General features: G+C 59.9%; 23 protein-coding genes and 1 pseudogene. 15 read left to right on the top strand and 9 right to left on the bottom strand.

Features of this window, described 5'->3' with window-relative positions; all coding sequences use genetic code 11:
- Nucleotides 1–41 precede the first annotated feature (41 nt).
- Nucleotides 42–1,232 carry an MFS transporter gene (locus tag HEQ17_RS12740; protein ID WP_296293073.1) on the top strand — a complete coding sequence of 397 codons (1,191 nt, stop codon included), beginning with the start codon at nt 42–44 and terminating at the stop codon, nt 1,230–1,232.
- Here the strand turns inward: HEQ17_RS12740 and HEQ17_RS12735 are convergent.
- Together HEQ17_RS12735 and HEQ17_RS12730 are read right to left on the bottom strand one after the other, a co-directional pair.
- On the bottom strand, nt 1,186–2,064 hold the full coding sequence (locus tag HEQ17_RS12735; RefSeq protein WP_296293072.1) for an alpha/beta hydrolase: 879 nt from the start codon (nt 2,062–2,064) through the stop codon (nt 1,186–1,188). The two genes, HEQ17_RS12740 and HEQ17_RS12735, sit on opposite strands and share 47 nt — an antisense overlap.
- Entirely contained in the window at nt 2,064–3,545 is a 1,482-nt protein-coding gene (locus tag HEQ17_RS12730; protein ID WP_296293071.1) for a M20 family metallopeptidase, read from the bottom strand. Before HEQ17_RS12730 ends, HEQ17_RS12735 begins: the two co-directional genes overlap by 1 nt.
- Before the next feature lie 175 nt (nt 3,546–3,720).
- Here HEQ17_RS12730 and HEQ17_RS12725 point away from each other — a divergent pair, with 175 nt between their 5' ends.
- Nucleotides 3,721–4,407 (top strand): nucleotidyltransferase family protein, encoded by a 687-nt coding sequence (locus HEQ17_RS12725; protein WP_296293070.1) that lies wholly within the window; start codon nt 3,721–3,723, stop codon nt 4,405–4,407.
- A gap of 116 nt (nt 4,408–4,523) precedes the next feature.
- Nucleotides 4,524–4,887 (top strand): annotated as a pseudogene (locus HEQ17_RS12720) (XdhC family protein); the annotation flags it as partial.
- Nucleotides 4,888–4,891: 4 nt separating this feature from the next.
- Here the strand turns inward: HEQ17_RS12720 and otnI are convergent.
- From otnI to tkt, 3 genes are all read right to left on the bottom strand, one after another.
- Entirely contained in the window at nt 4,892–5,725 is an 834-nt protein-coding gene (gene otnI, locus HEQ17_RS12715; protein WP_296293069.1) for a 2-oxo-tetronate isomerase, read from the bottom strand.
- A 203-nt stretch (nt 5,726–5,928) separates the two neighbouring features.
- Nucleotides 5,929–6,936 carry a type I glyceraldehyde-3-phosphate dehydrogenase gene (gap, locus tag HEQ17_RS12710; RefSeq protein WP_296293068.1) on the bottom strand — a complete coding sequence of 336 codons (1,008 nt, stop codon included), beginning with the start codon at nt 6,934–6,936 and terminating at the stop codon, nt 5,929–5,931.
- Between the two features lie 144 nt (nt 6,937–7,080).
- Complete coding sequence (gene tkt / locus HEQ17_RS12705) at nt 7,081–9,111, bottom strand: transketolase (RefSeq protein WP_296293067.1); 2,031 nt, start codon at nt 9,109–9,111, stop codon at nt 7,081–7,083.
- A 193-nt stretch (nt 9,112–9,304) separates the two neighbouring features.
- Between tkt and HEQ17_RS12700 the strand changes: the two genes are divergently transcribed.
- From HEQ17_RS12700 to HEQ17_RS12680, 5 genes are all read left to right on the top strand, one after another.
- Nucleotides 9,305–10,015, top strand: a complete 711-nt coding sequence (locus tag HEQ17_RS12700) for a nucleotidyltransferase family protein (protein WP_296293752.1) — start codon at nt 9,305–9,307, stop codon at nt 10,013–10,015.
- Between the two features lie 96 nt (nt 10,016–10,111).
- Nucleotides 10,112–11,497, top strand: coding sequence for an aminopeptidase P N-terminal domain-containing protein (locus tag HEQ17_RS12695; protein WP_296293066.1), 1,386 nt, complete (start codon nt 10,112–10,114; stop codon nt 11,495–11,497).
- A 306-nt stretch (nt 11,498–11,803) separates the two neighbouring features.
- Entirely contained in the window at nt 11,804–14,107 is a 2,304-nt protein-coding gene (locus HEQ17_RS12690; protein WP_296293065.1) for an NADP-dependent malic enzyme, read from the top strand.
- A gap of 233 nt (nt 14,108–14,340) precedes the next feature.
- Nucleotides 14,341–14,673: a ribonuclease gene (locus HEQ17_RS12685; RefSeq protein WP_296293751.1), complete on the top strand. Its 333-nt coding sequence runs from the start codon at nt 14,341–14,343 to the stop codon at nt 14,671–14,673.
- A gap of 25 nt (nt 14,674–14,698) precedes the next feature.
- Entirely contained in the window at nt 14,699–15,124 is a 426-nt protein-coding gene (locus HEQ17_RS12680; RefSeq protein ID WP_296293064.1) for a barstar family protein, read from the top strand.
- A gap of 278 nt (nt 15,125–15,402) precedes the next feature.
- Here HEQ17_RS12680 and HEQ17_RS12675 read toward each other — a convergent pair whose 3' ends face one another.
- From HEQ17_RS12675 to apaG, 4 genes are read right to left on the bottom strand one after another with little or no spacing between them, the layout of a single operon-like run.
- Nucleotides 15,403–15,885: a CinA family protein gene (locus HEQ17_RS12675; RefSeq protein ID WP_296293063.1), complete on the bottom strand. Its 483-nt coding sequence runs from the start codon at nt 15,883–15,885 to the stop codon at nt 15,403–15,405.
- Entirely contained in the window at nt 15,882–16,424 is a 543-nt protein-coding gene (locus tag HEQ17_RS12670; protein WP_296293062.1) for a phosphatidylglycerophosphatase A, read from the bottom strand. Before HEQ17_RS12670 ends, HEQ17_RS12675 begins: the two co-directional genes overlap by 4 nt.
- A 2-nt stretch (nt 16,425–16,426) precedes the next feature.
- A complete protein-coding gene (gene thiL / locus HEQ17_RS12665) occupies nt 16,427–17,386 on the bottom strand; it encodes a thiamine-phosphate kinase (protein WP_296293061.1) in 960 nt (319 codons plus the stop codon).
- Nucleotides 17,387–17,425: 39 nt separating this feature from the next.
- Nucleotides 17,426–17,818, bottom strand: coding sequence for a Co2+/Mg2+ efflux protein ApaG (apaG, locus tag HEQ17_RS12660; protein ID WP_296293060.1), 393 nt, complete (start codon nt 17,816–17,818; stop codon nt 17,426–17,428).
- 29 nt (nt 17,819–17,847) lie between these two features.
- Between apaG and rpe the strand changes: the two genes are divergently transcribed.
- The 7 genes from rpe to trpD all read left to right on the top strand — a co-directional run bounded on the left by rpe (nt 17,848) and on the right by trpD (nt 24,466).
- Nucleotides 17,848–18,528 (top strand): ribulose-phosphate 3-epimerase, encoded by a 681-nt coding sequence (rpe, locus tag HEQ17_RS12655; protein WP_296293059.1) that lies wholly within the window; start codon nt 17,848–17,850, stop codon nt 18,526–18,528.
- A 2-nt stretch (nt 18,529–18,530) separates the two neighbouring features.
- Nucleotides 18,531–19,253, top strand: coding sequence for a phosphoglycolate phosphatase (gph, locus tag HEQ17_RS12650; RefSeq protein WP_296293058.1), 723 nt, complete (start codon nt 18,531–18,533; stop codon nt 19,251–19,253).
- Between the two features lie 297 nt (nt 19,254–19,550).
- Nucleotides 19,551–21,050, top strand: a complete 1,500-nt coding sequence (gene trpE / locus HEQ17_RS12645; RefSeq protein ID WP_296293057.1) for an anthranilate synthase component I — start codon at nt 19,551–19,553, stop codon at nt 21,048–21,050.
- Nucleotides 21,051–21,052: 2 nt separating this feature from the next.
- The gene (locus tag HEQ17_RS12640; RefSeq protein WP_296293056.1) at nt 21,053–21,634 is read left to right on the top strand and encodes an aminodeoxychorismate/anthranilate synthase component II; all 582 of its coding nucleotides are present in this window, start codon (nt 21,053–21,055) and stop codon (nt 21,632–21,634) included.
- Nucleotides 21,631–22,698 carry a low-specificity L-threonine aldolase gene (ltaE, locus tag HEQ17_RS12635; protein WP_296293055.1) on the top strand — a complete coding sequence of 356 codons (1,068 nt, stop codon included), beginning with the start codon at nt 21,631–21,633 and terminating at the stop codon, nt 22,696–22,698. The genes HEQ17_RS12640 and ltaE overlap by 4 nt, the downstream gene beginning before the upstream one ends.
- Nucleotides 22,699–22,702: 4 nt before the next feature.
- Nucleotides 22,703–23,398, top strand: coding sequence for a LysE family translocator (locus HEQ17_RS12630; RefSeq protein ID WP_296293054.1), 696 nt, complete (start codon nt 22,703–22,705; stop codon nt 23,396–23,398).
- Nucleotides 23,399–23,437: 39 nt separating this feature from the next.
- A complete protein-coding gene (trpD, locus tag HEQ17_RS12625; RefSeq protein WP_296293053.1) occupies nt 23,438–24,466 on the top strand; it encodes an anthranilate phosphoribosyltransferase in 1,029 nt (342 codons plus the stop codon).
- Nucleotides 24,467–24,564 lie beyond the last annotated feature (98 nt).

Here is a 24,564-nt window from a genome sequence, read left to right as displayed (position 1 = left end):
GCGACAGCTTTCCATAAGTGCGTGCCGATAAACTGCCCAGCATGAATGCCAACCTCCTCCTCCTCACGCTCTGCCAGGGCCTGTTCTTCACCAACAACGTCACCTTCATCGCCATCAACGGTTTGGTGGGTCTGTCGATGGCGCCGCTGGGCTGGATGGCGACTTTGCCCGTCATGGGCTATGTGGTGGGTGGAGCCCTGTCGACCGGGCTGGTGGCCAAGAGCCAGTCGCGCTGGGGGCGCAAGGTGTCGTTTCAGCTGGGGCTGGGCGTGGCTTTTTTCTCGGCCTTGTTGGCCGCTTATGCCGCGTGGAGCCACAACTTCTGGTTGCTGGTGGCGGCCACGGTCATTGCGGGTTACTACAGCGCCAACGGCCAGTTGTACCGTTTTGCGGCAGCCGAGTTGGCGGCAGACGGATTCAAGGAAAAAGCGGTTTCTTTGGTTTTGGCAGGCGGTTTGATCGGGGCCATCGTCGGCCCCAACCTGGCCTCGCGCACCCGCACGCTGTATGAGGTGCCATTTTTAGGTGCTTATTTGGCGCTGGGCATCGTGGCGATTTTGGCCATGGTCTGCATGGCCTTCATCCGTTTCCCGGAAGTGCCCGCCAAAAAGCCCGGGGACAGCGCGGGCAGGCCTTTGCGCGAAATCATGCGCCAACCGGTGTTCATCGTCGCGGCGGCGGCAGCGGCCCTCAGTTATGGCGTGATGAACCTGCTGATGGCCGCCACCCCGCTGGCCATGCAGGTGTGCGGCTTCAGTTTTGACGACGCGGCGCTGGTGCTGGAGTGGCATGTGATCGCCATGTTTGCGCCGGGCTTTTTCACAGGGCACCTGATCAAGAAATTCGGCACCCTGCAGATCATGGCGGTGGGCGTGGTCATCAACTTCGCGTGCATCGGCATTGCACTCACCGGGGTGGAGTTGCACCAGTTCCTGATCTCGCTGTTCTTGCTGGGCCTGGGCTGGAACTTCTTGTTCACCGGCAGCACCACGTTGGCCATGCAGGCTTGGACACCCGCCGAAAAAGACAGGGGTCAGGCAGCCATCAACTTCTTTGTGTTTGCCACCATGGCCGTGACCTCGTTCGCATCAGGTGCCTTGGTTACCACACAGGGCTGGATGTGGCTGAACATCGGCTCGCTCTTGCCAGTGGCATTGACCGGCGTGGCGCTGGTGTGGATGGTGTTCAAACAGAGGGACGCGCAGAAAATCGTGCCATCAGCCAGCGCTTGAGCGCGGTGAACACCTGGGCGCGGTAGAGGTCGTTGAAGATCTCGTGGTACATGGCCTCAAAGCACTCGGCCTGCAGCACGGCGGCGGGTGCGGCCCGAGCGAAGTCGGCACTGGCCTGCGCGTTGACCAATCGGTCTTGCCCCGCGTAAAGCAGCAAAGTGGGCACCTGCCACTGCCCTGCGTCTGCCCGTGTTTGAGCCCCCTGCGTCAAAATCCAGGCCGCCAGACCCGCGCTGATGCGGCGGTGCACCAGCGGATCGGCCTGGTAGGCTTTCACCACATCGGGGTCGCGTGACAAGAACTCGGTTTTCAAGCCGTTGTCCACACGCAGGTGCGGCAGCACGTGGGGCAGGCTGGCCAACAGCATTTTCTGGAACAAGTTGGGGAACGCGCCCAAGGCCGGTGATGACAACACCGCCGCATCCACCGGGCGCAAACCCTCGGCCAGCGTGCGCGCCACCACCAAGCCGCCCATGCTGTGGCCCAGCAAGATGAGGGGCAAGCCCTGCAAAGACGGGTGTTGGCGGGTGTCGTCGATCACCCGGCACAAATCGGCTTGCAAGCTGCCGGGGCGCAACAGGTCGCCGCGTGCGCCTTCGGATTGACCGTGGCCTTGCTGGTCGTAGGCCCGCACCGCAAAACCCCATTGGTGCAAGTGCGCCGCCACCTCGCCGTAGCGCCCGGCGTGTTCGCCCAGGCCATGCACCAAGAGGACGGTGCCCAGCGGTTGGCTGGCAGGCAAGGCCCAGTCATACACCGCCAGTTGACCGGCTTCGCCCTGCAAAGCGGAAACTTTCGGGCGCGCGATGGAGGGGCGCGATGTCACGTTCATCAAGGCATCCGCGCCATCACTTCGGCCACCGCCGCCGTGAGTTTTTTGGCGTAAGGCACATGCAAAAACTCGTTCGGCCCGTGCGCGTTGCTCTTGGGGCCGAGCACGCCGCAGACCATCATTTGTGCTTTGGGAAAGCCTGCGCTCAGCATGTTCATGAGCGGGATGGTGCCGCCTTGCCCGATGTAGCCCACGCCTGCGCCAAAGTGCGCCTGGCTGGAGCTGTTGAGTGCTTGCTCGAACCAAGGGGAGGTGTCGGGCGCGTTCCAGCCCGTCGCGCCGCCACCCGATTCAAAGGTGACTTTGGCTTGGTAAGGTGCGTTGTCTTCGAGCAGGGCTTTCATCTCGGCCACGGCTTGCGCGGCGTCCACCAGCGGCGGCAGGCGCAGGCTGAGCTTGAAGGCGGTATAGGGCCTGAGCACATTGCCCGCGTCTTTGAGCGCCGGAAAACCTTCGGCACCGGTCACGCTGAGCGTGGGCGTCCAGGTGCGGTTGAGCAGGGCTTGCGTCGGGTCGGTGGTGGTGGGCAACGCAAAGCTGGTGGAGCCGCCGCAGTCGTAATGTGCCCACGGAAACCGCTTGTACACCTCGTCGCCCAGGATGGCCGCGGTGGCTTGGGCTTGCGCCAGCCGCTCGGCGGGCACTTCGCAATGGAAGCTGGCGGGCAGGAGGCGGCCGGTGGCGCTGTCTTCGAGGCGGTCAAGCACTTGGCGCATGATGCGAAAGCTCGATGGCACCAGGCCCGAGGCGTCGCCCGAGTGGATGCCCTCGGTCAGCACCTGCACCTTGAGCGTGCCGCTGGCCATGCCGCGCAGGCTGGTGGTGAGCCACAGCTGGTCGTAGTTGCCCGCGCCGCTGTCCAGGCAAATCACCAAGCCCACATCGCCCAGGCGGGTGCGCAGCGCGTCCACATAAGGCAGCAGGTCGTAAGAACCCGATTCTTCGCAGGTCTCGATCAGGCCCACGATGCGCGGATGCGGTGTGTTTTGGCTTTTCAGGGCTTGCACGGCAGCGATGCTGGCGTAGGCCGCGTAACCGTCGTCGGCCCCACCCCGACCATAGAGCTTGCCGTCTTCATAAACAGGGGTCCAGGGGCCAAGATCGTTGCGCCAGCCGTTGAATTCGGGTTGCTTGTCCAGGTGGCCGTACATCAGCACCGTTTGGCCCGAGCCCTCGCTGGCGGCGCGGGTGGCCGCCACTTCAAAAAACATGACGGGCGTGCGACCGGGCAGGCGGATGACCTCCAGTGTCAGGCCCTCCACCTTTTGCGCCTCCACCCACTGCGCGGCGCGGCGCAGCACCGACTCGATGTGGCCGTGCGCTGCCCAGTCGGCGTCAAATGCGGGCGACTTGGCGGGGATCTCGATGTATTTTTTCAGCTCGGGCAGGATGGTGCTGTCCCAGGCTTGGGTCACGTCGTTCAAGGCGCGTACGCTGTCGAGCGCGCCATCGGGCATTTCGCGGTGCAGGGGGGCGTTCATGGTGGGACTCCTTGTGGCGGCACAAAAGAAAAACACTGTAGCGCGATTGCGTGGCAGTGGCCACAGCGAGGTTTCGCAGCGGGGACATCAGGATCATTCAGGCCATGCTTTGGCGCAAAATGGTCGCCTCATCGCCCCAGTGTGCATACCCATCTCTTCACATTCACAGACACCCTTGAACGCGACAATGCTGCCCACCCCCACAAGCCAAGACGCTGCCTTGCCACGCATGGGTGCCATGGTGCTGGCTGCGGGCGCAGGCCGTCGCATGGGACATCGCCCCAAATGCTTGTTGCAACTGAACGGCAGGAGTTTGATCGACCGCCAACTGGAGGCCGTGTTTCAAGCGGGTCTTGTGTCCGTGCTGGTGGTTTTGGGGCACCACGCTGAACGCATCCAACAAGAAGCGGCGCTGCAGCACAGGGGCGCTCGGTGGGTGGTGAATCCAGATCCGGATGCGGGCCATGTCAGCTCTTTGCGCGCAGGCCTTCTGGCATTGCCTCCTGATTTAGACGCCGTGATGGTGTTGTTGGCCGATCAGCCCATGATCGATGTGACGGCGATTCAAGCGCTGATGAACGCTTATGCCACCCGGCCTGAAGGGATGCAGATGGTTCAGCCGACGGTGCAGAATTTGCCAGGCAATCCAGTGGTGTTTTCGTCGGCAGTGGTGTCGCAGATCTTGGCGGGAGACGTTCAGATGGGCGCGCGCCAATGGCAGCAACTTCACCCAGAGAAAACCTACCGCTGGAAAACCCCCGATGCGCGTTACCGTTTGGATGTGGACAATGAGCAAGACCTTCAGAACCTGAAGACCTTGACAGGGCACAGCCTGCTCTGGCCAAGCGACTTGATCCGGTAAAACACCACCCCAGCATGAACAGCATCGACATCGACGTGATCCGCACCGCGCTCGACTGGCTCGATCGGGGCCACGAGGGTTGGGAAGCCATGAGTGGCGTGACCCTGTCCACCCAGATGCCCGACGACCTGGTGCTGGCCATGCGCTTGGACCACAACAGCGCGGTGGTGACCGTGCGCACGCCCCCAAATTGGATGACTTGGTGCTGATGGAGGCGCTGCGAACCCCTGCGTTTTATGGGGGGCCTTGGGCTCGCTGCACAACAACGCCCAGCGCCGCAAACGCCTGCTCGACTTCGATGTGAGCGAGGCCGAAGTGCAGCAGTTGCATGGTCCCGTGGGTCTGAACATCGGCGCACTCACGCCGTCAGAGATCGCCATGAGCATCGTGGCCGAAATGACCTCCAAGCGCCGAGGTGTGGATTTGGGTCAGGCCATGTCCAACTGGCAGGGTTCCAAAACGTTCTGCGCTTCGGTCTGAAGCCTCACAGGTAAGGCCGCGCCCAGCCCAAGCCGCGTGAGGTGCCGCCTGACGAGGCATCGGCCGGGTTGTACTCGCAGCCGATCCAGCCGTCCCAGCCGCACTCGGCCGACACTTTGTCGATGACTTGAAAGACGTGCTTCCAGTTCACCTCACCCGTGCCTGGCTCATGGCGGTGCGGCACCTCGGCGATCTGGAAATGCCCCACCCGCCCCGTGGGCAGGTACTGTGCAATTTTGGCGCTCAAATCGCCTTCGACGATCTGGCAGTGGAACAAGTCCATCTGCACCTTCACGTTGCTTGCGCCCACGGCCTGCACGATGCGGTGCGCGTGGTCTTGACGGTTGAGGTGAAAGCCCGGCACGCTGCGGGTGTTGATGGGCTCGATCAGCACATCGCGCCCGGCCTTGGCGGCTTCGGCTGCGGCCCATTGAAGGTTTTTGATCAGGGTGGCGTCGGCATCTTCGGGGTTGGCGCCTGCGGCGCGCAAACCCACCATGGCGTGGATGCGTGGGCAATTCAGCGCTTCGGCATAGACAAGCGCTTGTGCAAAACCCGTGCGGAACTCGGCTTCGCGTCCGAGCACGCTCGCCGTGCCCCGGCTGCCGCCTTCCCAAGCTTGCGTGAAGCTGGCGCTGTCGGTGCCCCCCGAAGGCGTGTTGAACAGCACCTGTTGCAAACCATGGACCTTCAACCGGGCCGCGAGTTCTTGCGCGGGGAAAGCATAAGGAAACAAATACTCCACAGCCTTGAAGCCGTCTTTGGCTGCCGCTTCAAAGCGGTCCAAAAACGGCAGGTCGGGGTACATCATGGACAAGTTGGCAGCTAATTGAGGCATACAAGACTTTTCGCTAGTTTGGGATCGGCAAGGGATTCGTATCTGAGTGCAATGGCCCAACCTGAACCTTCGAAATCAGGGCAAGTGCTTGCAGTCGCCATGCAGTCCGCACCGGGTCAATGTGGCAACGCGAAGCGCCTCTGCGCCTTGGCGGGGCAGCGGCATCTGAGTCTGCCGCAGGTGCCTGCCCCATCTGGCGCGAATCACTTCTTCTTGTTGACGACCCGCACCATCTCCAGGCACTGCTTGGCGTAACCCCATTCGTTGTCGTACCAGGCCACGATCTTGACGAAGGTTTTGTCCAGCGCAATGCCGGCGGTCGCGTCGAACACGCTGGCACAGGTCTCACCACGAAAGTCGGTGGAAACGACTTTTTCGTCGGTGTAACCCAGCACGCCTTTGAGCGCGCCTTCGCTTTGCATTTTCATTTCGGCGCAGATGTCGGCATAGCTGGCGTCGCTGTTCAGCTCCACGGTCAGGTCAATCACCGACACATCCGATGTGGGCACGCGGAAAGCCATGCCGGTGATCTTGCCCTTGATCTCGGGGATGACCACGCCCACGGCCTTGGCCGCGCCCGTGCTGCTGGGGATGATGTTTTCGAGGATGCCACGGCCGCCGCGCCAGTCTTTGCGCGACGAGCTGTCCACCGTCATCTGGCTGGCCGTCGCAGCGTGCACGGTGGTCATCAGGCCACGCTTGATGCCCCATTTGTCGTTGAGCACTTTCACCACGGGGGCCAGGCAGTTGGTGGTGCATGAGGCATTCGACACGATGGCTTCGCCTGCGTATTTCTTGTGGTTCACGCCATAGACGAACATCGGGATGCTGTCTTTGGACGGGGCCGAAATCACCACCTTCTTGGCGCCTGCGACCAGGTGCATTTGGCTGGTGGGCTCGGTCAGGTAGTGGCCGGTGCATTCCAGTACGGTGTGCACGCCCATCTGGCCCCAGCGCAGGTTGTGCGCGTCGCGCTCGTGCGAGAGTTTGATTTTTTTGCCATTGACGATGAGCGTGTCTTCGGTGAAGTCCACCGTACCATCAAAGCGGCCGTGCACGCTGTCGTACTTGAGCATGTAAGCCAGGTAGTCGGCGGGCTTGGGGTCGTTGATGCCGACGATGTGGATGTCGTCGTAGCCATGCTTGAGCGCGGCGCGCAGCGCCAGACGGCCGATGCGGCCAAATCCGTTGATACCCAGCTTGATGGTCATGGTGAGAGCCTCAGGAGATAAGTTACTAAACCGTTACGTAACCAGATTTGAAACCAAGCCCCTTGCATAGGCCTGATCCCTGAACGCGACTTCAGCGCTGGGCCAAACCCACGGCGCTGAAGGGGTTCATCCGGCGGGCCTGAATCAGGACTTGAGCAGCACCGCGTGGACCGTGTCGGCCACGTTTTCGGCGGTGAAGCCGAAGTGTTTGAACAGCACGGGCGCTGGGGCCGACTCGCCGTAGGTGTCGATGCCGACCACTGCGGCGCAGCCGTATTTCCACCAGCCGTCGGTGCTACCCATTTCAACCGCCACGCGGGGCAGGCCTTTGGGCAATACGCTTTGTTTGTAGTCGGCGTCCTGGCGGTCGAACACGTTGGTGCTGGGCATGGAGACCACGCGCACCCCGATTTTGCGCTGCGCCAGCAGCTTTTGCGCGGCCAGGGCCAGTTGCACTTCAGAGCCGGTGGCGATGATCACACCGTGGGTTTTCTTGATGCCGACGTGCTCGGGCTCGGACAGCACATACGCGCCACGGCTGATGTCGCCCAGATCACTCTTGGGCGAATACGCGAGGTTTTGACGCGACAACAACAAGGCCGATGGGCGGTTCGCGTTTTGCAGCGCCACAGCCCAGGCCACGGTGGTTTCGGCCGTGTCAGCCGGACGCCACACGTCCAGACCGGGGATCAGGCGCAGGCTGGCGGCGTGCTCGATCGACTGGTGGGTCGGGCCGTCTTCGCCCAAACCAATCGAGTCATGGGTGAAGACGTGGATTACGCGCTGCTTCATCAGCGCGGCCATGCGGATGGCGTTGCGCGAGTAGTCAGAGAAGGTGAGGAAGGTGCCGCCGTAGGGGATGTAACCACCGTGCAGGGCCACGCCGTTCATGATGGCGGCCATGCCGAATTCGCGCACGCCGTAGTTGATGTGCCTTCCAATTTTGCCGTCTTCGGTCTTGACCACGTCACCGGCCAAGTCCACGCGGAAGGCCGGGGTGCTCTTGGTGTTGGTGAGGTTAGAGCCCGTGAGGTCGGCCGAGCCGCCCAGCATTTCGGGCAATGCAGCGGTGAAGGCTTCGAGTGCCAACTGGCTGGCCTTGCGGCTGGCCACGGTCTCGCCCTTGGTGTGGGCAGTCACCACGGCGTCAAACGCCACTTGGTTGAAGTTCTTGGGCAATTCGCCCTTCATGCGGCGCACAAACTCTTTGGCTTGGGCGGGGAAAGCGGCTTTGTAGGCGGCAAAGGCGGTGTTCCACGCGGCTTCGCGGGCCTTGCCAGCCACTTTGGCGTCCCAGTCGGCATAGACCGCTTGGGGGATCTTGAAAGGCTCGGCCGTCCAGCCCAGGGCTTCGCGGGTGAGTTTGATTTCTTCAGCGCCCAATGGCTCGCCGTGGGCTTTGGAGGTGCCGGCGCGGTTGGGCGAACCCTTGCCGATGGCGGTTTTGCAGACGATCAGGGTGGGTTTGTCAGCGCTGTGTTTGGCGGCAGCGATGGCCTTGGAGACGGCTGCAGCGTCGTGGCCGTCCACCGCGTCGATCACGTTCCAGCCACAAGCGGTAAAACGCTGGGGCGTGTTGTCGATGAACCAAGGGGCGACTTGGCCGTCGATCGAGATGCCGTTGTCGTCGTACAGGGCGATCAGTTTGTTCAGCTTCCAGGCGCCAGCCAGGGCCACGGCTTCGTGGCTGATGCCTTCCATCAGGCAGCCATCACCCAGAAACACGTAGGTGTGGTGATTGACGATTTTGTGGCCGTCTTGGTTGAACTCGGCCGCCAGCATCTTCTCGGCCAGGGCCATGCCCACGGCGTTGGTGATGCCTTGGCCCAGCGGGCCGGTGGTGGTCTCCACGCCGGGGGTCACGCCCACTTCGGGGTGGCCTGCGGTTTTGCTGTGCAGGGTGCGGAAGTTCTTGATTTCTTCCATCGGCAGCTTGTAGCCGGTCAGGTGCAGCACAGAATAGATCAGCATCGAGCCGTGGCCATTGGACAGCACAAAGCGGTCGCGGTTGGCCCAGTGCGGGTTGGTGGGGTTGTGTTGCAGGTGATCGCCCCACAGCGCCACGGCCATGTCGGCCATGCCCATGGGGGCGCCGGGATGCCCCGAGTTGGCTTGTTGAACAGCGTCCATTGCGAGGGCGCGGATGGCATTTGCCATTTGTTGCTGGTTTGCCATGAGGGCAGCTCCGGGGAAGGGGTTCTGGAAAACCCGTGATTTTAGCGGTTGCGGGCAGGCTTCTCTCCCCATTTGGGCGGTCTTGGGGCGGTGCAAGGGCATCCTGAAACCACAACATGTGTACGGAACATGGCAACATTGCAGTATGAATTCCCCCGCATCAGAACAGAAAATGCGCCCTCCAGCTCAAGCGATGGTGCTGGCGGCAGGGCGCGGTGAGCGCATGCGCCCCCTGACCGACAGCACGCCCAAACCCTTGCTGCCAGTGCGTGGCCAACCCCTGATGCAGTGGCCCATGCAGGCACTGGCCCGGGGCGGCTTCACGCGCCAGCTGGTCAACACCGCGTGGTTGGGAGGGCAAATTTCTGACCATTTTGGAGATCAGGCCCTCTGGCCAAACTTGCCGATGGTTGATTTGACGTATTCGAACGAAGGTCAGGACTTCGGACAAGCCCTGGAAACTGCGGGCGGCATCGTGCGCGCCTTGCCTCATCTGGCCGAGCAGTTTTGGGTGGTGGCGGGCGATGTATTCGCCCCTGATTTCACATTCACAGAGCAGGCCTTTCGGCGCTTTGCGGCCAGCCCTGCACTGGCACACCTGTGGCTGGTGCCTAACCCGGCGCACAACCTGGGAGGTGATTTTGGCCTGTCGGCCTCGGGACAAGTGCTCAATCTGCCCAAAGGAACGCCCGGGCGCGACCTGACCTTCAGCACGATGGCGCTGTACAAGCAGGCTTTTTTTGCCGACTGCCCCCTGCCTGCAGGCAACCCGCAAGGCGCACCCCTGGCGCTGGCCCCGCTGCTGCGCGCAGCCATGGACCGGGGGCGGGTCACGGGCGAGGTGTACGCCGGAGCCTGGACCGATGTGGGAACGCCCGAGCGGCTGGCCTTGTTGAACGCATGAGAAGTCTGCCGACCTGCCAAAGCAATCCAGTCCGAGACCGGTTGAACCTTTCAGGCTCGCCCATAATGGGTTACTTTTTTGAATGATGTCACGCGCATGAACAACTCTCTGTACGCCGACCGCCGTGCCCGCCTGGCTGCCCAATTGGGCGCTGGCGGCATCGCCATCATCCCCACCGCGCCAGAGCGCCCACGCAACCGCGACAGCGATTACCTGTACCGGCACGACAGTTACTTTTATTACCTGACCGGTTTCACCGAGCCGCATGCCACGCTGGTGATCACGGCAGAGGGCGACTGCACCTTGTTTTGCCAGCCCAAAGACCTGGAACGCGAAATCTGGGACGGCATTCGCCTGGGCCCTGAGGCTGCGCCTGCCGCTTTGGGCATGAGCCGGGCTTTGCCCATCGGCGAGATGGCCGCGCACATGCCCAAGTTGCTGGAAAACCGCAGCACCGTTTGGTACCCCTTTGCCATCCACTCTGGATTGGAAAGCCTGGTGAGCGGCTGGCTGCAGTCGGTGCGTGCGCGCGTACGCTACGGCGCTTTGTGCCCCGAGCAGCAGCGCGACCTGTGCAGCCTGCTTGACGAGATGCGTCTGGTCAAAGACGCGCATGAGCAGGACATCATGCGCCGAGCCTCCAGCATCAGCGCCCGCGCCCACATCCGTGCCATGCAGCGCAGCGCCAACATGCTGCGTGCGGGCCAAGAAGTGCGCGAATACCACCTCGACGCTGAGCTGCTGCACGAGTTCCGCCAAAGCGGCTCGCAGTACCCGGCTTACGGCTCCATCGTGGCGGGCGGGGCCAATGCCTGCGTGCTGCATTACCGCGCCGATGCGGCGATGATCAAAGACGGCGATCTGGTGCTGATCGACGCAGGTTGCGAACTCGACGGTTACGCCAGCGACATCACCCGCACTTTCCCGGCCAACGGGAAATTCTCTGGCCCGCAACGCGCTTTGTACGACCTGGTGCTGGCCTCGCAAGACGCCGCTGTGTCAGCGACCCGAGCCGGTGCTCGCTTTGTGGACCCGCACGAGGCCACCGTGGCCGTTTTGGCGCAAGGCCTGCTCGATGTCGGCTTGCTCGACAAGAACAAGGTGGGCCATGCGCAAGACGTGATCGCCAACCGCAGTTATTTCCAGTTTTACATGCACCGCACCGGCCACTGGCTGGGCATGGACGTGCACGACTGCGGCAGCTATGTCGAACCCTCGCAGGTGGGCCAGATCAGCGAGCGCAAAGACCCGCTGAGTGGCGAGCTGATCAAAGACCGCCCCAGCCGCATCTTGCAGCCGGGCATGGTGCTGACCATCGAGCCGGGCCTGTATGTGCGCCCTGCACCCGGCGTGCCCGCGAAGTTCCACAACATTGGCATCCGCATCGAAGACGACGCCATCGTGACCGCCATGGGGTGTGAGCTGATCACGCGCGGCGTACCGGTCAAGGCCGACGAGATCGAAGCCCTGATGCGTGGCTGAATCCCGCCCACTCATGCCAATTTCGCATGCTTGACCGCCATTCCTGCATGGGGGTGCCCCCGGGTTGTGGTGCCAGCTTGCCAAGCCAGAGCATGGCTTTTTGGGGCGAGGCCCCTTTGTTGGTGAGCAATAGTCAAAAGCCAAATCACTTGCTACGCAGATTTACGCAGTCATCAACCCCTGTTGCCAGGCCTACAATGAAATGATGACCGATTCGACACACCCATCCATGTGAACGAACGCAACGCATGAAGCTTGCCGGAGCCCAGCAAGCCCACCAAAAAATCCTGATAACGGAGTCAATCAATGTCCAACAAGGTTCAAGCTGAAGAAAAAAGGGCTCAGTTGCGCAAAGCTGCACTGGAATACCATGAGTTCCCTTCGCCTGGCAAGGTGGCCATTGCGGCCACCAAGCAATTGGTGAACCAGCACGATTTGGCGCTGGCTTATTCACCGGGTGTGGCTGCACCTTGTGAAGAAATCGTCAAGGACCCCACCGCCGCCTTCAGGTACACCAGCCGGGGTAATTTGGTGGGCGTGGTCACCAACGGCACGGCCGTGCTGGGTTTGGGCGACATTGGCCCATTGGCCAGCAAGCCGGTCATGGAAGGCAAGGGCGTTTTGTTCAAGAAGTTCTCGGGTATTGACGTGTTCGACATCGAGATCAACGAAAAAGATCCCGACAAACTCGTCGAGATCATTGCCGCGCTAGAGCCTACTTTCGGCGGCATCAACCTTGAGGACATCAAAGCCCCCGACTGTTTCTACATCGAGCGTAAATTGCGCGAACGCATGAAGATCCCGGTCTTCCACGACGACCAGCACGGTACGGCCATCGTGGTCGGCGCTGCCATCTTGAATGGCTTGAAGGTCGTGGGTAAAGACCCCAAGAAAATCAAACTTGTGACCTCGGGCGCGGGGGCGGCCGCTTTGGCCTGCTTGGGCCTCTTGGTCAAGCTGGGCATCCCTCGGGAAAATATTTGGGTCACCGATTTGGCCGGTGTGGTCTATGAAGGTCGCACCGAGTTGATGGACCAGGACAAGATCCAGTTTGTGCAAAAAACCGACCAGCGCAGCTTGTCGCAAGTCATTGAAGGCGCAGATGTGTTCCTGGGCCTGTCGGCTGGCGGTGTGCTCAAGCAAGACATGGTCAAGAAAATGGCCGCCAAACCGCTGATTTTTGCTTTGGCCAATCCCAACCCCGAAATCGATCCGGCCGACGTGAAAGCCGTGCGCGACGACGCCATCATGGCCACGGGCCGGACCGACTACCCCAACCAGGTCAACAACGTCCTGTGTTTCCCCTACATTTTCCGTGGCGCGCTCGACAGTGGCGCGACCACCATCACGCTGGAGATGGAAATCGCCGCCGTGCACGCCATCGCTGAATTGGCCCAAGCCGAACAAAGCGAGGTCGTGGCTGCGGCCTACGCAGGTGAGCCCCTGGCATTCGGCTCAGAGTATTTGATTCCAAAGCCATTTGACCCCCGCCTGATGATCAAAATTGCACCCGCAGTTGCCCAGGCGGCGGCAGACAGTGGTGTGGCCTTGAGACCCATCAAGGACATGGACGCTTACCGGGAGAGCTTGCAAGGCTTTGTTTACGCATCGGGCACCATGATGAAGCCGATTTTCACGGCCGCCAAACGCGCCTTGAAAAAACGCATCGCCTACAGCGAAGGAGAGGAAGAACGTGTGCTACGCGCCGCTCAAATTGTGGTGGACGAAGGCATCGCCCGCCCAACCTTGATTGGCCGACCTGCCGTGATCGCCGAGCGCATCGAGAAATTTGGTTTGCGTCTGAAGGAGGATCTCGATTACGACGTCGTCAATGTCGAAGACGATCACCGGTACCGTGATTTTTGGCAGACCTATCACCGCATGACCGAGCGCAAGGGGATTACCCAGCAAATGGCCAAGATCGAAATGCGCCGACGTCTCTCCCTCATCGGAGCGATGTTGCTGCACAAAGACGATGTGGACGGCATGATTTGCGGCACCTGGGGCACCAATCCAATGCACCTTCACTACATTGACCAGGTGATCGGCAAACGAGCAGGCGTCGATACCTTTGCCTGCATGAATGGCTTGATGTTGCCAGGGCGTCAAGTTTTTATGGTCGATACCCACGTCAACTACGATCCTAGCGCTGAACAATTGGCCGAATATACGGTGATGGCGGCGGAAGAAATGCGCCGTTTTGGTATTCAACCCAAGGCTGCCTTGTTGTCGCACTCCAATTTTGGCAGTTCCAATCAGCCCAGTGCCGTGAAGATGCGTGACGTGCTGGAGTTGCTGCGCGACAAAGCCCCTTGGCTTGAGGTGGATGGCGAAATGCATGGAGATGTGGCGCTCGACGCTGCTGCACGCCATGCCATCATGCCCAACAGCACCTTGGTCGGGAATGCCAACTTGCTGGTTTTGCCAAACATCGACGCTGCCAACATTGCCTATAACTTGCTCAAAACCTCAGCTGGCGGCAATATTGCTGTCGGCCCGGTTTTGTTGGGCGCCGCCAAGCCTGTTCATATACTGACGCCGAGCACCACTGTGCGCCGGATTGTCAATATGACGGCCTTGACCGTAGCAGATGCCAACGCTGCAAGATAAGCCCATAAATGAGGGTATGCGCTCACTTGACTTGAAAAATTAAAATAACAATGCCTCTTTATTGGGCATTCGCTTGCATTTTGACCGCATTTATCGCACACTAGCCCCTTCGAGTTTTCGGGTAAACCCGAGTGCTCCTGAAAGGTGTATTCATGTGGGTGGCTAAGCAAGCCGTGACCCGTCAGTCTTGGTTTGCCATGCTGATGGGTTTTATTTTGATCGCGTGCACAACAATGGTGCGCGCTCAATCCCCTCAACAGATGACGTCTTTGGCGACCATCAGGTTGTCCGAGATGCCTCGCGAAGCACAAGATACCTACCTGGCCATTCGAAAGGGTGGTCCTTTTCCCTACGAAAAGGACGGTACGGTTTTTGGCAATCGTGAGCGGCTTTTGCCCCGCCATGAGCGTGGTTTTTACCGCGAATATACCGTCAGGACACCAGGTGTTCGTCATCGAGGGGCTCGCCGTATTGTTTGCGGCGGCCAGTTGCCGACAAAGCCGAAAGCCTGTTATTACACCCAAGATCACTATGCGAGTTTTCGCTTGATGGTTGAAGGATCTTGATTTTTGTTTGAGAAAGACCACGGAGATGGACATGCTGACACGCCATGACCAAGAGGCGCCCTTGAAGGGAGTGAGGTCTAACATCGTGCAATCGATTCGCGCATACCGCGTGAGCGATTTGCAGGAAGCCGCCCAAGGCTTGGGCCACCACTTTTTGTACGCCAATTTGGCGGAAGCCCTGAGCAAGCAGGACGTGCTGGATTTGATTGGTGCGCAATTCACATTGCCATCACATTTCGGTAAAAACTTTGATGCCCTCTATGACTGCATGACCGATCCCTTGCACAAATCGGGTGCGCAGCCTGGTTTTGTTGTGGTTTTGGAGCAGATTCCGGCGCACGTCAAATTTGACAAGGAAGCCCGCGAACAGTTGCTGGATATCTTTCGTGATACGGCAGATTACTGGGGAGACAGGAAGGTTCCCTTCCGATGCTTTTATTCTTTTCTGTAGCCCGTTCTGCGCAAAATAGCCAAGCAGGACGGGCGAATGAGGCACAAACCGAGGACGCCGCCATGGCCGAATCGATCGAGGAAGGTGAAAAAATGCCCACCGACAAGTTGGTGGATGTCTCGCCTTTGGCGTTGCGCATGAGCAGCCCATTCAATGCAGGGTATTGGCTCGCAGCAGCTTGATCCCTTTCGGCAGGCCCTGTCCAGGGCCTTGTAGCCCTCAAAAAACCCGCTTTTCAACGGGTTTTTTGAGGGTCTTGTCCATTGCGATGACCGCGCTCAGTAGGGCGCATGAGGCAATCTTTGCAGCAAGCCATGCAGACCATATGTCACGGTGGCTTCACGGATGGTTTTGCGGTTACCCTCGAACTGCTGTCTCTTGGCGTGCACCAAGCCATCGATGCACCAAGCCAGCCAGACAGTCCCCACGGGTTTGTCGGCGCTGCCCCCATCGGGACCGGCAATGCCAGTGACGGCCACCGAAACCCTGGCGGGGGTCCGGTAAAAAGCGCCCAGCGCCATGGCGCGTGCGACAGCCTCACTGACCGCGCCCTCGGCAGCGATCACATCCGGCTGGACGCCCAGCAAATCGGTCTTGGCCGCATTCGAGTAGGTCACAAACCCCCGTTCAAACCATTTGCTGGAGCCAGGAAGGTCTGTGCAGCTGGCTGCAATGAGGCCCCCGGTACAGCTTTCGGCAGTGGCCATCATCCAGTTCAATGCAGTCAGCTGGAATGCCAGACGAGAGGTCAAATCGGTCATCCTGAAAACCTCCACAAAGCAATCACAAGCAAGGTGCAAAAAGCAGCGATCAGGTCATCCACCATGATGCCGAAACCGCCGCGCCATCCAAAACCCTTGAACAAACGGTCAGCCCAAGCCACCGGACCAGGTTTGACGGCATCAAAAAACCGGAACAGTGCAAAAGCGGTCAGTTGGCTTATGAAGTCAGAGGGCATGACAAAGAAAAAAATCAGCCACATGGCCACAATTTCATCCCAAACAATCGCACCCGGATCGCACAGGCCCATATGCCGGGCTGTGACCGTACAAGCCCACCAGCCCAGCAACAGACCGACAACGATCAAAGCGGCTTGCATGGGGGTGGACAGATGGTGCTGAATCACCAGCCAAGACACCCAAGCCCACAAGCTGCCCACTGTCCCGGGCGCTTTGGGTGACAAACCAGAGCCCAAGCCCAAGGCGATCAGATGGGCGGGGTGCTTGAGCATGAACGCAGCCGAAGCCCGTATGGGGGCCGCTGCGTCGGAGTGGTCCGGTTCAGAGGTTGGCCAACTCATGGTCATGCGAAGTGATCAAATGAGGGGAATGAGGCGATCTGAACGGCGCCACTTTCATCGACCAATCGAACAGAGGGTTCGGCGGTGATGTGGCCAATGTGGGTCATGTGTGTACCGCAGTCAGATGCCGCAGATTCCATCTGCCGACGCGATGCCGAAGGTGCTGTGAACACCAGCTCGTAGTCATCACCGCCAGAGAGCACACAACGCAACAGCCACTCTTGCGGGCAAGTCCAAAGAGAATTGGTCATCATCAAGCCAGAAAGGGACGGTAAAGACAAAACAGCGCCGGTGCCACTGGCTTTCAGGATATGCCCCAAGTCGCCAAGCAGGCCGTCGCTGACGTCGGCCATGGCGTGGGCTAAACCGCGCAGCGACACCCCTAAAACATTGCGAGGTGTGGGTCTTTCTAGGCGGGATCTGGCGAGGTCGAAGACAGCTTGTGGCAGGCTCAAATTACCTCGGAAAGCCTCTAGGGCCAAGCGGGCATCACCCAGATGACCGCTCACATAAATGTCATCCCCAACCTGAGCCCTGCTGCGCAAGATGGCTTGCCCCTGCGGGACTTCACCCATCACGGTGATGCTGATGTTCAAGGGGCCTTGTGTGGTGTCTCCGCCGATCAACTCGCAATCATGTGCATCAGCCAGCTCAAACAAGCCTTGCGAAAAGTCGGACAACCAATTTTCATCGACCCGAGGCAAGGACAAGGACAGCAAAAAAGCGCGTGGCACAGCGCCACAGGCGGCCAGATCGCTCAGGTTCACGGCCAAGGCTTTGTGACCCAAGTGACGGGGATTCACGGTGGACAGGAAATGACGACCCTCCACCAGCATGTCCGACGACAAAGCCAATTGCTGACCCGGTTGGGGCGTCCAGATGGCGCAGTCGTCGCCCACGCCGATAACGGCGTTTCGTACCGGTCGCTTGAAAAAACGTTCAATTAGCTCAAATTCACCCATGCCTGTGAGCTTAACCGCAAGTCAAGCCTGTTCTGTGGCTCAGTGCAGGGTGCGCCCCGAGGGCAGGGAGGTAGAGGATTCCAGAATGAATGTGCCGATGCTGGCATCAAACCGGTGGCCGTCTTCGGCCACAAAAAAATAACTCCCACCCATGGTGCCACTCGGTGCACGCAAGCGACAGCCACTGCTGTACTGAAAAGATTCTCCGGGGCGCAGCAGAGGCTGCTGCCCAACCACCCCCAAACCTTTAACTTCTTCCCTGTGCCCTCTCTCATCCTGGATCACCCAATGACGAGAGATCAGTTGCACGGAAACCTGGCCCGTGTTGGTCACAGTGACGGTATATGCAAAAGCAAAAACATCTTGGAGCGGATGACTTTGATCTGCCACGTAATGGGGCGTGACATCGATTTGAACGTTGTAGGCAGACATTCGGTCATGTTAACTGCGACAATTCGAAGATGACAAGGAAATTCAAAATTGCCCCTTCCATCCTCGCGGCTGATTTCGCGCACTTGGGCGACGAAGTCAAAACCGTTATCTATGCCGGTGCCGACTGGATCCATTTTGACGTGATGGACAACCATTACGTGCCCAACCTCACTTTCGGCCCCATGATTTGCCAGGCCCTCAAACCGCACGCCAAAACGGCTGCTGGTGTGGCGGTCCCGATCGATGTGCATTTGATGGTCTCGCCAGTCGATGCACTGGCAGCGTCTTTTGCCGAAGCCGGAGCCGACTTGATCAGCTTTCACCCCGATGCCAGCAGCCATGTGCACCGCAGCATACAGGCCATCAAAAGGCGGGGTATCAAGGCGGGTCTGGTGTTCAATCCGGCCGAGCCGCTGGATGTACTGGAGTGGACGATTGACGAGATCGATCTGATCCTGATCATGAGTGTCAACCCGGGTTTTGGGGGGCAAAGCTTCATCGATTCGGCCTTGCGCAAGGTAGAACTGGCACGCAAACTGATCGATGCCAGCGGGCGAGATATTCGTCTGGAAGTTGATGGCGGCATCAACACCGACAACATCCGCCGCGTGGCCGATGCTGGGGCAGACACTTTTGTCGCGGGAAGTGCCATCTTTGGCAAGCCCGATTACAAAGCGGTGATCGACCAGATGCGCTTGGCGCTGGGCTGAACATGACGGTTGATGCCCATGATCTGACGCAGGTCGAAGCGGTCATTTTTGACTTGGATGGCACCATGGTGAACACCTTGGGTGATTTCCAGGTGGCTTTGAATCGCACCATGGCCGACTTGAATTTGCCCTCAGTGCCGGATGCGCTGATCGAGCAGGCCATTGGCAAGGGGTCGGAACACCTGATCCGCAGCGTATTGGCTTATCAAATCGCCAGTCCACAAGCCAAGGGCGTAGGCCAAACCTGCCAAGCCTTGTCGGTAGATGACTTTTTTGACCGCGCATGGCAGCGCTACCAGTACCACTACAAGACCATCAATGGGCAATTTTCCGAGGTGTATCCCGGTGTGTTGGTCGCGCTCCATCACTTGGCAGCCAAAGGGGTGCCCATGGCCTGCCTGACCAACAAACCACTTGTTTTTGCCCAAACCTTGTTGAAAGAAAAGTCCTTGACTCATTTTTTTGCTTGGGTCTTTGGCGGTGACAGTTTCGAGCGCAAGAAACCGGACCCTTTGCCCATTCTGAAAACCTGCGACGCCCTGGGGACGGCAGTAAAACGCACCCTGATGGTGGGCGACTCCAGCAACGACGCTGATGCGGCGCATGCAGCGGGATGTCCCGTGGTGCTGGTCACCTATGGCTACAACCATGGCCAACCTGTGCAAAACACGCCTGCTGCAGCATGGTTGGATACCCTAGCCGATCTGCCGGTTCGTTTGTCATGATCCATGGGCAGGCTGTGTCGGGGGGCTGACCAAGTCGAGACATACCCCAGGCCAAGGCTTTGCTACACTTGCCCCATCATGTTCATCATCCACAGCCACTCCTGCGCAGCCTGCCTGCCGAGCCATTCCCCAGCGGAAGGCCAGGGAGCCTGGCCCTGGCGTCAGCCAGCCTGACGCCATCGACTGTGCGGCCTTGTCCGCCACCCGCGCCCGTTTTCATGCTCACCATGGATGGGCACCTGGATGAATGAAAAGCACCTCGAGCGAGGTCGCTGAGCGCTTTGGAGGCTTTAGCCTGTGATCACCGAACTTGAATTCAAAAGCCTGGCCAGCCAAGGCTACAACCGCATTCCTCTCATGCTGGAAGCCTTTGCGGACCTGGAAACTCCCCTGTCGCTTTACCTGAAACTGGCCCACACCAGGGACAACGGCAAATACAGCTTTTTGCTCGAATCGGTGGTGGGCGGTGAACGGTTTGGACGCTACAGCTTCATTGGCCTGCCCGCCCGCACTTTGTTGCGCGCCAGCGGTTTCGGCGCTCAAGCCAAGACCGAAGTGATGCGCGATGGCGAAGTGACAGAAACCGTCGTGGGCAACCCGCTTGATTTCATTGAGCAGTACCAAAAGCGTTTCAAGGTGGCTTTGCGCCCGGGTTTGCCGCGTTTTTGTGGTGGCTTGGCGGGCTATTTTGGCTACGATGCCGTGCGTTACATCGAGAAAAAACTCGAAAAATCCTGCCCACCCGACACCTTGGGCACGCCCGACATCTTGCTGCTGCAATGCGAAGAACTGGCCGTGATCGACAACCTGTCGGGCAAGCTTTACCTGATTGTGTACGCCGATCCGACCACGCCCGAAGCCTATGTGGGTGCCAAAAAACGTCTGCGCGATCTGAAAGAGCAACTCAAGTACTCGGTGAGCGCCCCGGTCGTCAAACCCACCCAGTCTTACCCGGCCGAGCGTGACTTTGCCAAGGCCGATTACATCGCGGCCGTGGAAAAAGCCAAGGAGCTGATCGCGGGGGGTGACTTCATGCAGGTGCAAGTGGGGCAGCGCATCAAAAAGCGTTACACCGAAAGCCCGTTGTCTTTGTATCGGGCGCTGCGCTCGCTCAATCCCAGCCCTTACATGTATTTCTACAACTTTGGCGACTTTCATGTCGTCGGGGCCAGCCCCGAGATTTTGGTGCGCCAAGAACTGACCGAAGAGGGCGCCAAAGTCATCATCCGCCCCCTGGCAGGCACACGTCCACGCGGCACGACACCCGAAAAAGACAAGGCCGCCGAGCAGGAGCTGATCACCGACCCCAAAGAGCGGGCCGAGCATGTGATGCTGATCGATCTGGCCCGCAACGACATTGGTCGCATCGCCCAAATTGGCTCGGTGAAGGTGACCGAAGCCTTTGTGGTCGAGCGCTACAGCCATGTGATGCACATCGTGAGCAACGTCGAGGGACTGCTCAAGACAGGCATGAGCAATATGGACGTGCTCAAAGCCACCTTCCCGGCCGGTACTTTGACCGGTGCCCCCAAGGTGCATGCGATGGAGCTGATTGACCAGTTCGAGCCCGTCAAGCGCGGCATTTACGGTGGGGCCTGCGGTTACATCAGTTATGCCGGGGACATGGACGTGGCCATTGCGATTCGCACTGCGGTCATCAAGGACCAGACGCTGTATGTGCAAGCCGCTGCTGGCGTGGTAGCCGATTCGGTGCCCGAGATGGAGTGGCGCGAAACCGAACACAAGGCGCGTGCCTTGTTGCGCGCCAGCGAGTTGGTCGAAGAAGGCTTGGAGTGATCATGGCGAAAAAAATCAAACTCCTGATGGTCGACAACTACGACTCGTTCACCTTCAACATCGTGCAGTACTTTGGCGAGCTGGGGGCTGACGTTGAAGTCTTTCGCAACGACGAAATCACCCTGGAAGGCATAGCAGCGCGTCAACCTGACCGCTTGGTGATTTCGCCTGGCCCTTGCTCGCCAGTCGAGGCCGGCATCTCGGTGGCGGCCATCCAGCACTTTGCAGGCAAGCTGCCTCTTTTGGGGGTGTGCCTGGGGCACCAAAGCATTGGCGCAGCCTTTGGCGGCCAAATCGTTCGGGCACAAGAATTGATGCATGGCAAGACCAGCGTCATCACCACCAAGCAAGAAGGCGTTTTTGCGGGTTTGCCTGAACAATTCACCGTCAACCGCTACCACTCGTTGGCGATTGAGCGGTCCAGTTGCCCGTCTTGTCTGAAAGTCACCGCCTGGACCGACGATGGCGAGATCATGGGCGTGCGCCACACTGAATTCGACATCGAAGGCGTGCAGTTTCACCCGGAATCCATCCTCACCGAGCATGGCCATGCCATGCTCAAGAACTTTCTGGAGCGGCCATGATTGATTTGCGCAGCGACACCGTCACCCAGCCCACCGCCGCCATGCGCGAGGCTATGCTGGCAGCACCCTTGGGTGACGATGTGTTTGGCGACGACCCTACGGTCAATGCCTTGCAGGAACACATCGCACAGATCACGGGCAAAGAAGCGGCGCTGTTCATGCCTTCGGGCACGCAGAGCAACCTATGCGCCCTGATGGCGCATTGCGAGCGGGGCGACGAGTACATCGTGGGCCAAAACGCCCACACCTACCGCTACGAAGGCGGCGGTGCGGCCGTGCTGGGCAGTATTCAGCCGCAGCCACTGGCGCAAAGCAAAGTAGGGGAAATGGCGCTGGCCGACATCGCCGCAGCCATCAAACCCATCGATTGCCACTTTGCCCGAACACGCTTGCTGGCGCTGGAGAACACCTGGAACGGCCACCCCATGTCGCAGGCCTATCTGGCGCAAGCCACAACCCTCGCCCGGCAGCATGGCTTGGCTGTGCATCTGGATGGGGCACGGCTTTTCAACGCAGCCGTGGCGCAGGCCGAAGGCGGATCGGTCATGGCCAGTGTGCGCCGCATTGTGGACCACTTTGACAGCGTGTCCGTGTGCTTCAGCAAGGGCTTGGGCGCGCCTGTGGGCTCGGCTTTTTGTGGCTCGCGTGAACTGATCGCCAAGGCACTGCGCTGGCGCAAGGTGCTGGGCGGTGGTTTGCGGCAGTCCGGCATTTTGGCCGCTGCGGCTTTGCACGCGCTGGAGCACCATGTGGAACGCTTGGCCGATGACCATGCGCTGGCGCAGCGGCTGACCCAAGGCCTGCAAGGTGTGCCGGGCCTGAGTGTGCGTTCTGCGCAAACCAATATTGTGTTCGTGGATGTGGCCGATGGACGTGGCCCGGCCCTGCTCGAGGATCTGAAAGCCCAGGGCGTTTTGGCCACGGGCTTGATAGGGTTGCGCTTTGTGACACACCTCGGGGTGGATGCTGCAGGCATCGACCACGCCATAGCCTGTATCCAGCGCTTCATGGCGAACTCATCTGCAAAGACAAGCCCGGCCTCCACCCGGGTAGGCGTTTACTGAAGCCATGCCCGAAACGCAGCAAGTCCTGATGTTCATGCTGGCCGGTGTGCTGCTCAACCTCACCCCCGGGCCGGATGTGCTCTACATCGTCAACCAGTCCTTGCGCGGCGGTGTGCGGCGTGGGTTGGTCGCCGCCTGGGGCATCACGGCGGGGTGTTTCGTGCACGTGGCTGCGGCCGCTTTGGGACTGGGAGCCGTTTTGGCCACCTCGGCAGACGCCTTCAACCTGATCAAGTGGCTGGGTGCCGCGTACCTGTTGTGGATGGGGGGGCGTCTGTTGTGGCGCACATCCCAAAGCCATGGCGATGGCGCGATGGCCCATGAACAGTCGGGGATGGCCCACTCTGGCCAGCATGTGGATGGGCTTGCCTCCAACGAGGCGAGCGGTTTGCTGGCCGTGTTCTTGGGCGCTTTTGCCACCAACGCCCTGAACCCGAAAGTGGCGCTGTTTTTTCTGGCCTTCGTGCCGCAATTCATTCCAGCGCAGGCCGCTGAACCGACCTGGTCTTTCATGCTCTTGGGTTGCTTGTTCAATCTCAACAGTTTGCTGGTGTGCATGGGCTGGGCCTTGGCCGCCTCTTGGCTGGCCCACCGGGCCCAAGGCATGCAGCGCGTCATGCACCACATGGACCGACTGGCCGGTTTGCTGTTTGTCGGCTTTGGTCTGAAGCTCGCCTTGAGCGATGCGCCTTCGCACTGAATTATTCAAAGAACCCCATTATCCGAGAGGAAACCCACCATGCCCATCACCCCTCAGGAAGCGCTGCAACGCACCATCGAGCACCGCGAGATTTTTCACGACGAGATGCTGCACATCATGCGCATGATCATGAATGGTGAGTTGTCACCCGTCATGACGGCAGCGCTCATCACGGGCCTGCGCGTGAAGAAGGAAACCATTGGAGAGATCACCGCCGCCGCCCAGGTCATGCGGGAGTTTTCGACCAAGGTGCATGTGCCCGACCCCACGCACCTGGTGGACATTGTGGGCACAGGTGGTGACGGGGCCCACACTTTCAACATCTCGACCTGCGCCATGTTTGTGGCCGCGGCTGCTGGGGCCAAAACCGCCAAACACGGTGGACGCAGCGTCAGCAGCAAGTCCGGCAGCGCCGATGTGGTCGAAGCCTTGGGTGGCAACATCCACCTGTCGCCAGAGCAAATTGCGCGCTCGATCGAAGAAGTGGGCATCGGCTTCATGTTTGCGCCCAACCACCATCCGGCCATGAAAAACGTGGCCCCGGTGCGCAAAGAGTTGGGTGTCCGCACGATGTTCAACATCCTCGGACCGCTGACCAACCCGGCCAGCGCACCGAACATCTTGATGGGTGTGTTTCACTCCGATCTGGTGGGCATTCAGGTGCGTGCCCTGCAACGCTTGGGGGCTGAACACGCGGTGGTGGTTTATGGCCGCGACGGCATGGACGAAATCAGCCTGGGCGCGGCCACCTTGGTGGGGGAGCTCAAAAACGGCCAGATCACTGAATACGACATCCACCCTGAGGACTTTGGCCTGACCATGGCCAGCAACCGGGCCTTGAAAGTGGACACGCCCGAGGAGTCGATGGCCATGTTGCGTGGGGTGCTGGACAATCAGCCTGGCGCAGCGCGCGACATTGTCATGATCAATGCAGGTGCTGCCTTGTATGCGGCCAATGTGGCCAGCAGCATCGCAGACGGTCTGTCGCGTGCGCGTGCGGTCATCGAGTCGGGTGCAGCCAAAGCGAAGCTGGCGCAGTTTGTGGCCTTTGGTCAGTCGACGGCTTGACCCATGCGTCATGACAGATAGACCTTGATCGCCGAGCGTGTTGTGACTTTGTTTGTGGCGGTCGGGTTGCCGATGAACTGCATTTTTGTTCGAATTTT

It is taken from the genome of Limnohabitans sp. (assembly GCF_023910625.1).
GTDB lineage: Bacteria > Pseudomonadota > Gammaproteobacteria > Burkholderiales > Burkholderiaceae_C > Limnohabitans_A.
This window is presented reverse-complemented; position numbering and strand designations above follow the sequence as displayed.

Coding starts and splice junctions, on each gene's coding strand:
- HEQ17_RS12685 (WP_296293751.1), top strand. CDS start 14,341: ATGGTGCGCGCTCAATCCCCTCAACAGATGACGTCTTTGGCGACCATC.
- apaG (WP_296293060.1), bottom strand. CDS start 17,818: ATGTCTGCCTACAACGTTCAAATCGATGTCACGCCCCATTACGTGGCA.
- HEQ17_RS12675 (WP_296293063.1), bottom strand. CDS start 15,885: ATGACCGATTTGACCTCTCGTCTGGCATTCCAGCTGACTGCATTGAAC.
- HEQ17_RS12740 (WP_296293073.1), top strand. CDS start 42: ATGAATGCCAACCTCCTCCTCCTCACGCTCTGCCAGGGCCTGTTCTTC.
- rpe (WP_296293059.1), top strand. CDS start 17,848: ATGACAAGGAAATTCAAAATTGCCCCTTCCATCCTCGCGGCTGATTTC.
- gap (WP_296293068.1), bottom strand. CDS start 6,936: ATGACCATCAAGCTGGGTATCAACGGATTTGGCCGCATCGGCCGTCTG.
- HEQ17_RS12630 (WP_296293054.1), top strand. CDS start 22,703: ATGCCCGAAACGCAGCAAGTCCTGATGTTCATGCTGGCCGGTGTGCTG.
- trpD (WP_296293053.1), top strand. CDS start 23,438: ATGCCCATCACCCCTCAGGAAGCGCTGCAACGCACCATCGAGCACCGC.
- HEQ17_RS12680 (WP_296293064.1), top strand. CDS start 14,699: ATGGACATGCTGACACGCCATGACCAAGAGGCGCCCTTGAAGGGAGTG.
- thiL (WP_296293061.1), bottom strand. CDS start 17,386: ATGGGTGAATTTGAGCTAATTGAACGTTTTTTCAAGCGACCGGTACGA.
- gph (WP_296293058.1), top strand. CDS start 18,531: ATGACGGTTGATGCCCATGATCTGACGCAGGTCGAAGCGGTCATTTTT.
- HEQ17_RS12690 (WP_296293065.1), top strand. CDS start 11,804: ATGTCCAACAAGGTTCAAGCTGAAGAAAAAAGGGCTCAGTTGCGCAAA.
- otnI (WP_296293069.1), bottom strand. CDS start 5,725: ATGCCTCAATTAGCTGCCAACTTGTCCATGATGTACCCCGACCTGCCG.
- ltaE (WP_296293055.1), top strand. CDS start 21,631: ATGATTGATTTGCGCAGCGACACCGTCACCCAGCCCACCGCCGCCATG.
- tkt (WP_296293067.1), bottom strand. CDS start 9,111: ATGGCAAACCAGCAACAAATGGCAAATGCCATCCGCGCCCTCGCAATG.
- HEQ17_RS12640 (WP_296293056.1), top strand. CDS start 21,053: ATGGCGAAAAAAATCAAACTCCTGATGGTCGACAACTACGACTCGTTC.
- HEQ17_RS12670 (WP_296293062.1), bottom strand. CDS start 16,424: ATGAGTTGGCCAACCTCTGAACCGGACCACTCCGACGCAGCGGCCCCC.
- HEQ17_RS12735 (WP_296293072.1), bottom strand. CDS start 2,064: ATGAACGTGACATCGCGCCCCTCCATCGCGCGCCCGAAAGTTTCCGCT.
- HEQ17_RS12730 (WP_296293071.1), bottom strand. CDS start 3,545: ATGAACGCCCCCCTGCACCGCGAAATGCCCGATGGCGCGCTCGACAGC.
- HEQ17_RS12695 (WP_296293066.1), top strand. CDS start 10,112: ATGAACAACTCTCTGTACGCCGACCGCCGTGCCCGCCTGGCTGCCCAA.
- HEQ17_RS12700 (WP_296293752.1), top strand. CDS start 9,305: ATGGTGCTGGCGGCAGGGCGCGGTGAGCGCATGCGCCCCCTGACCGAC.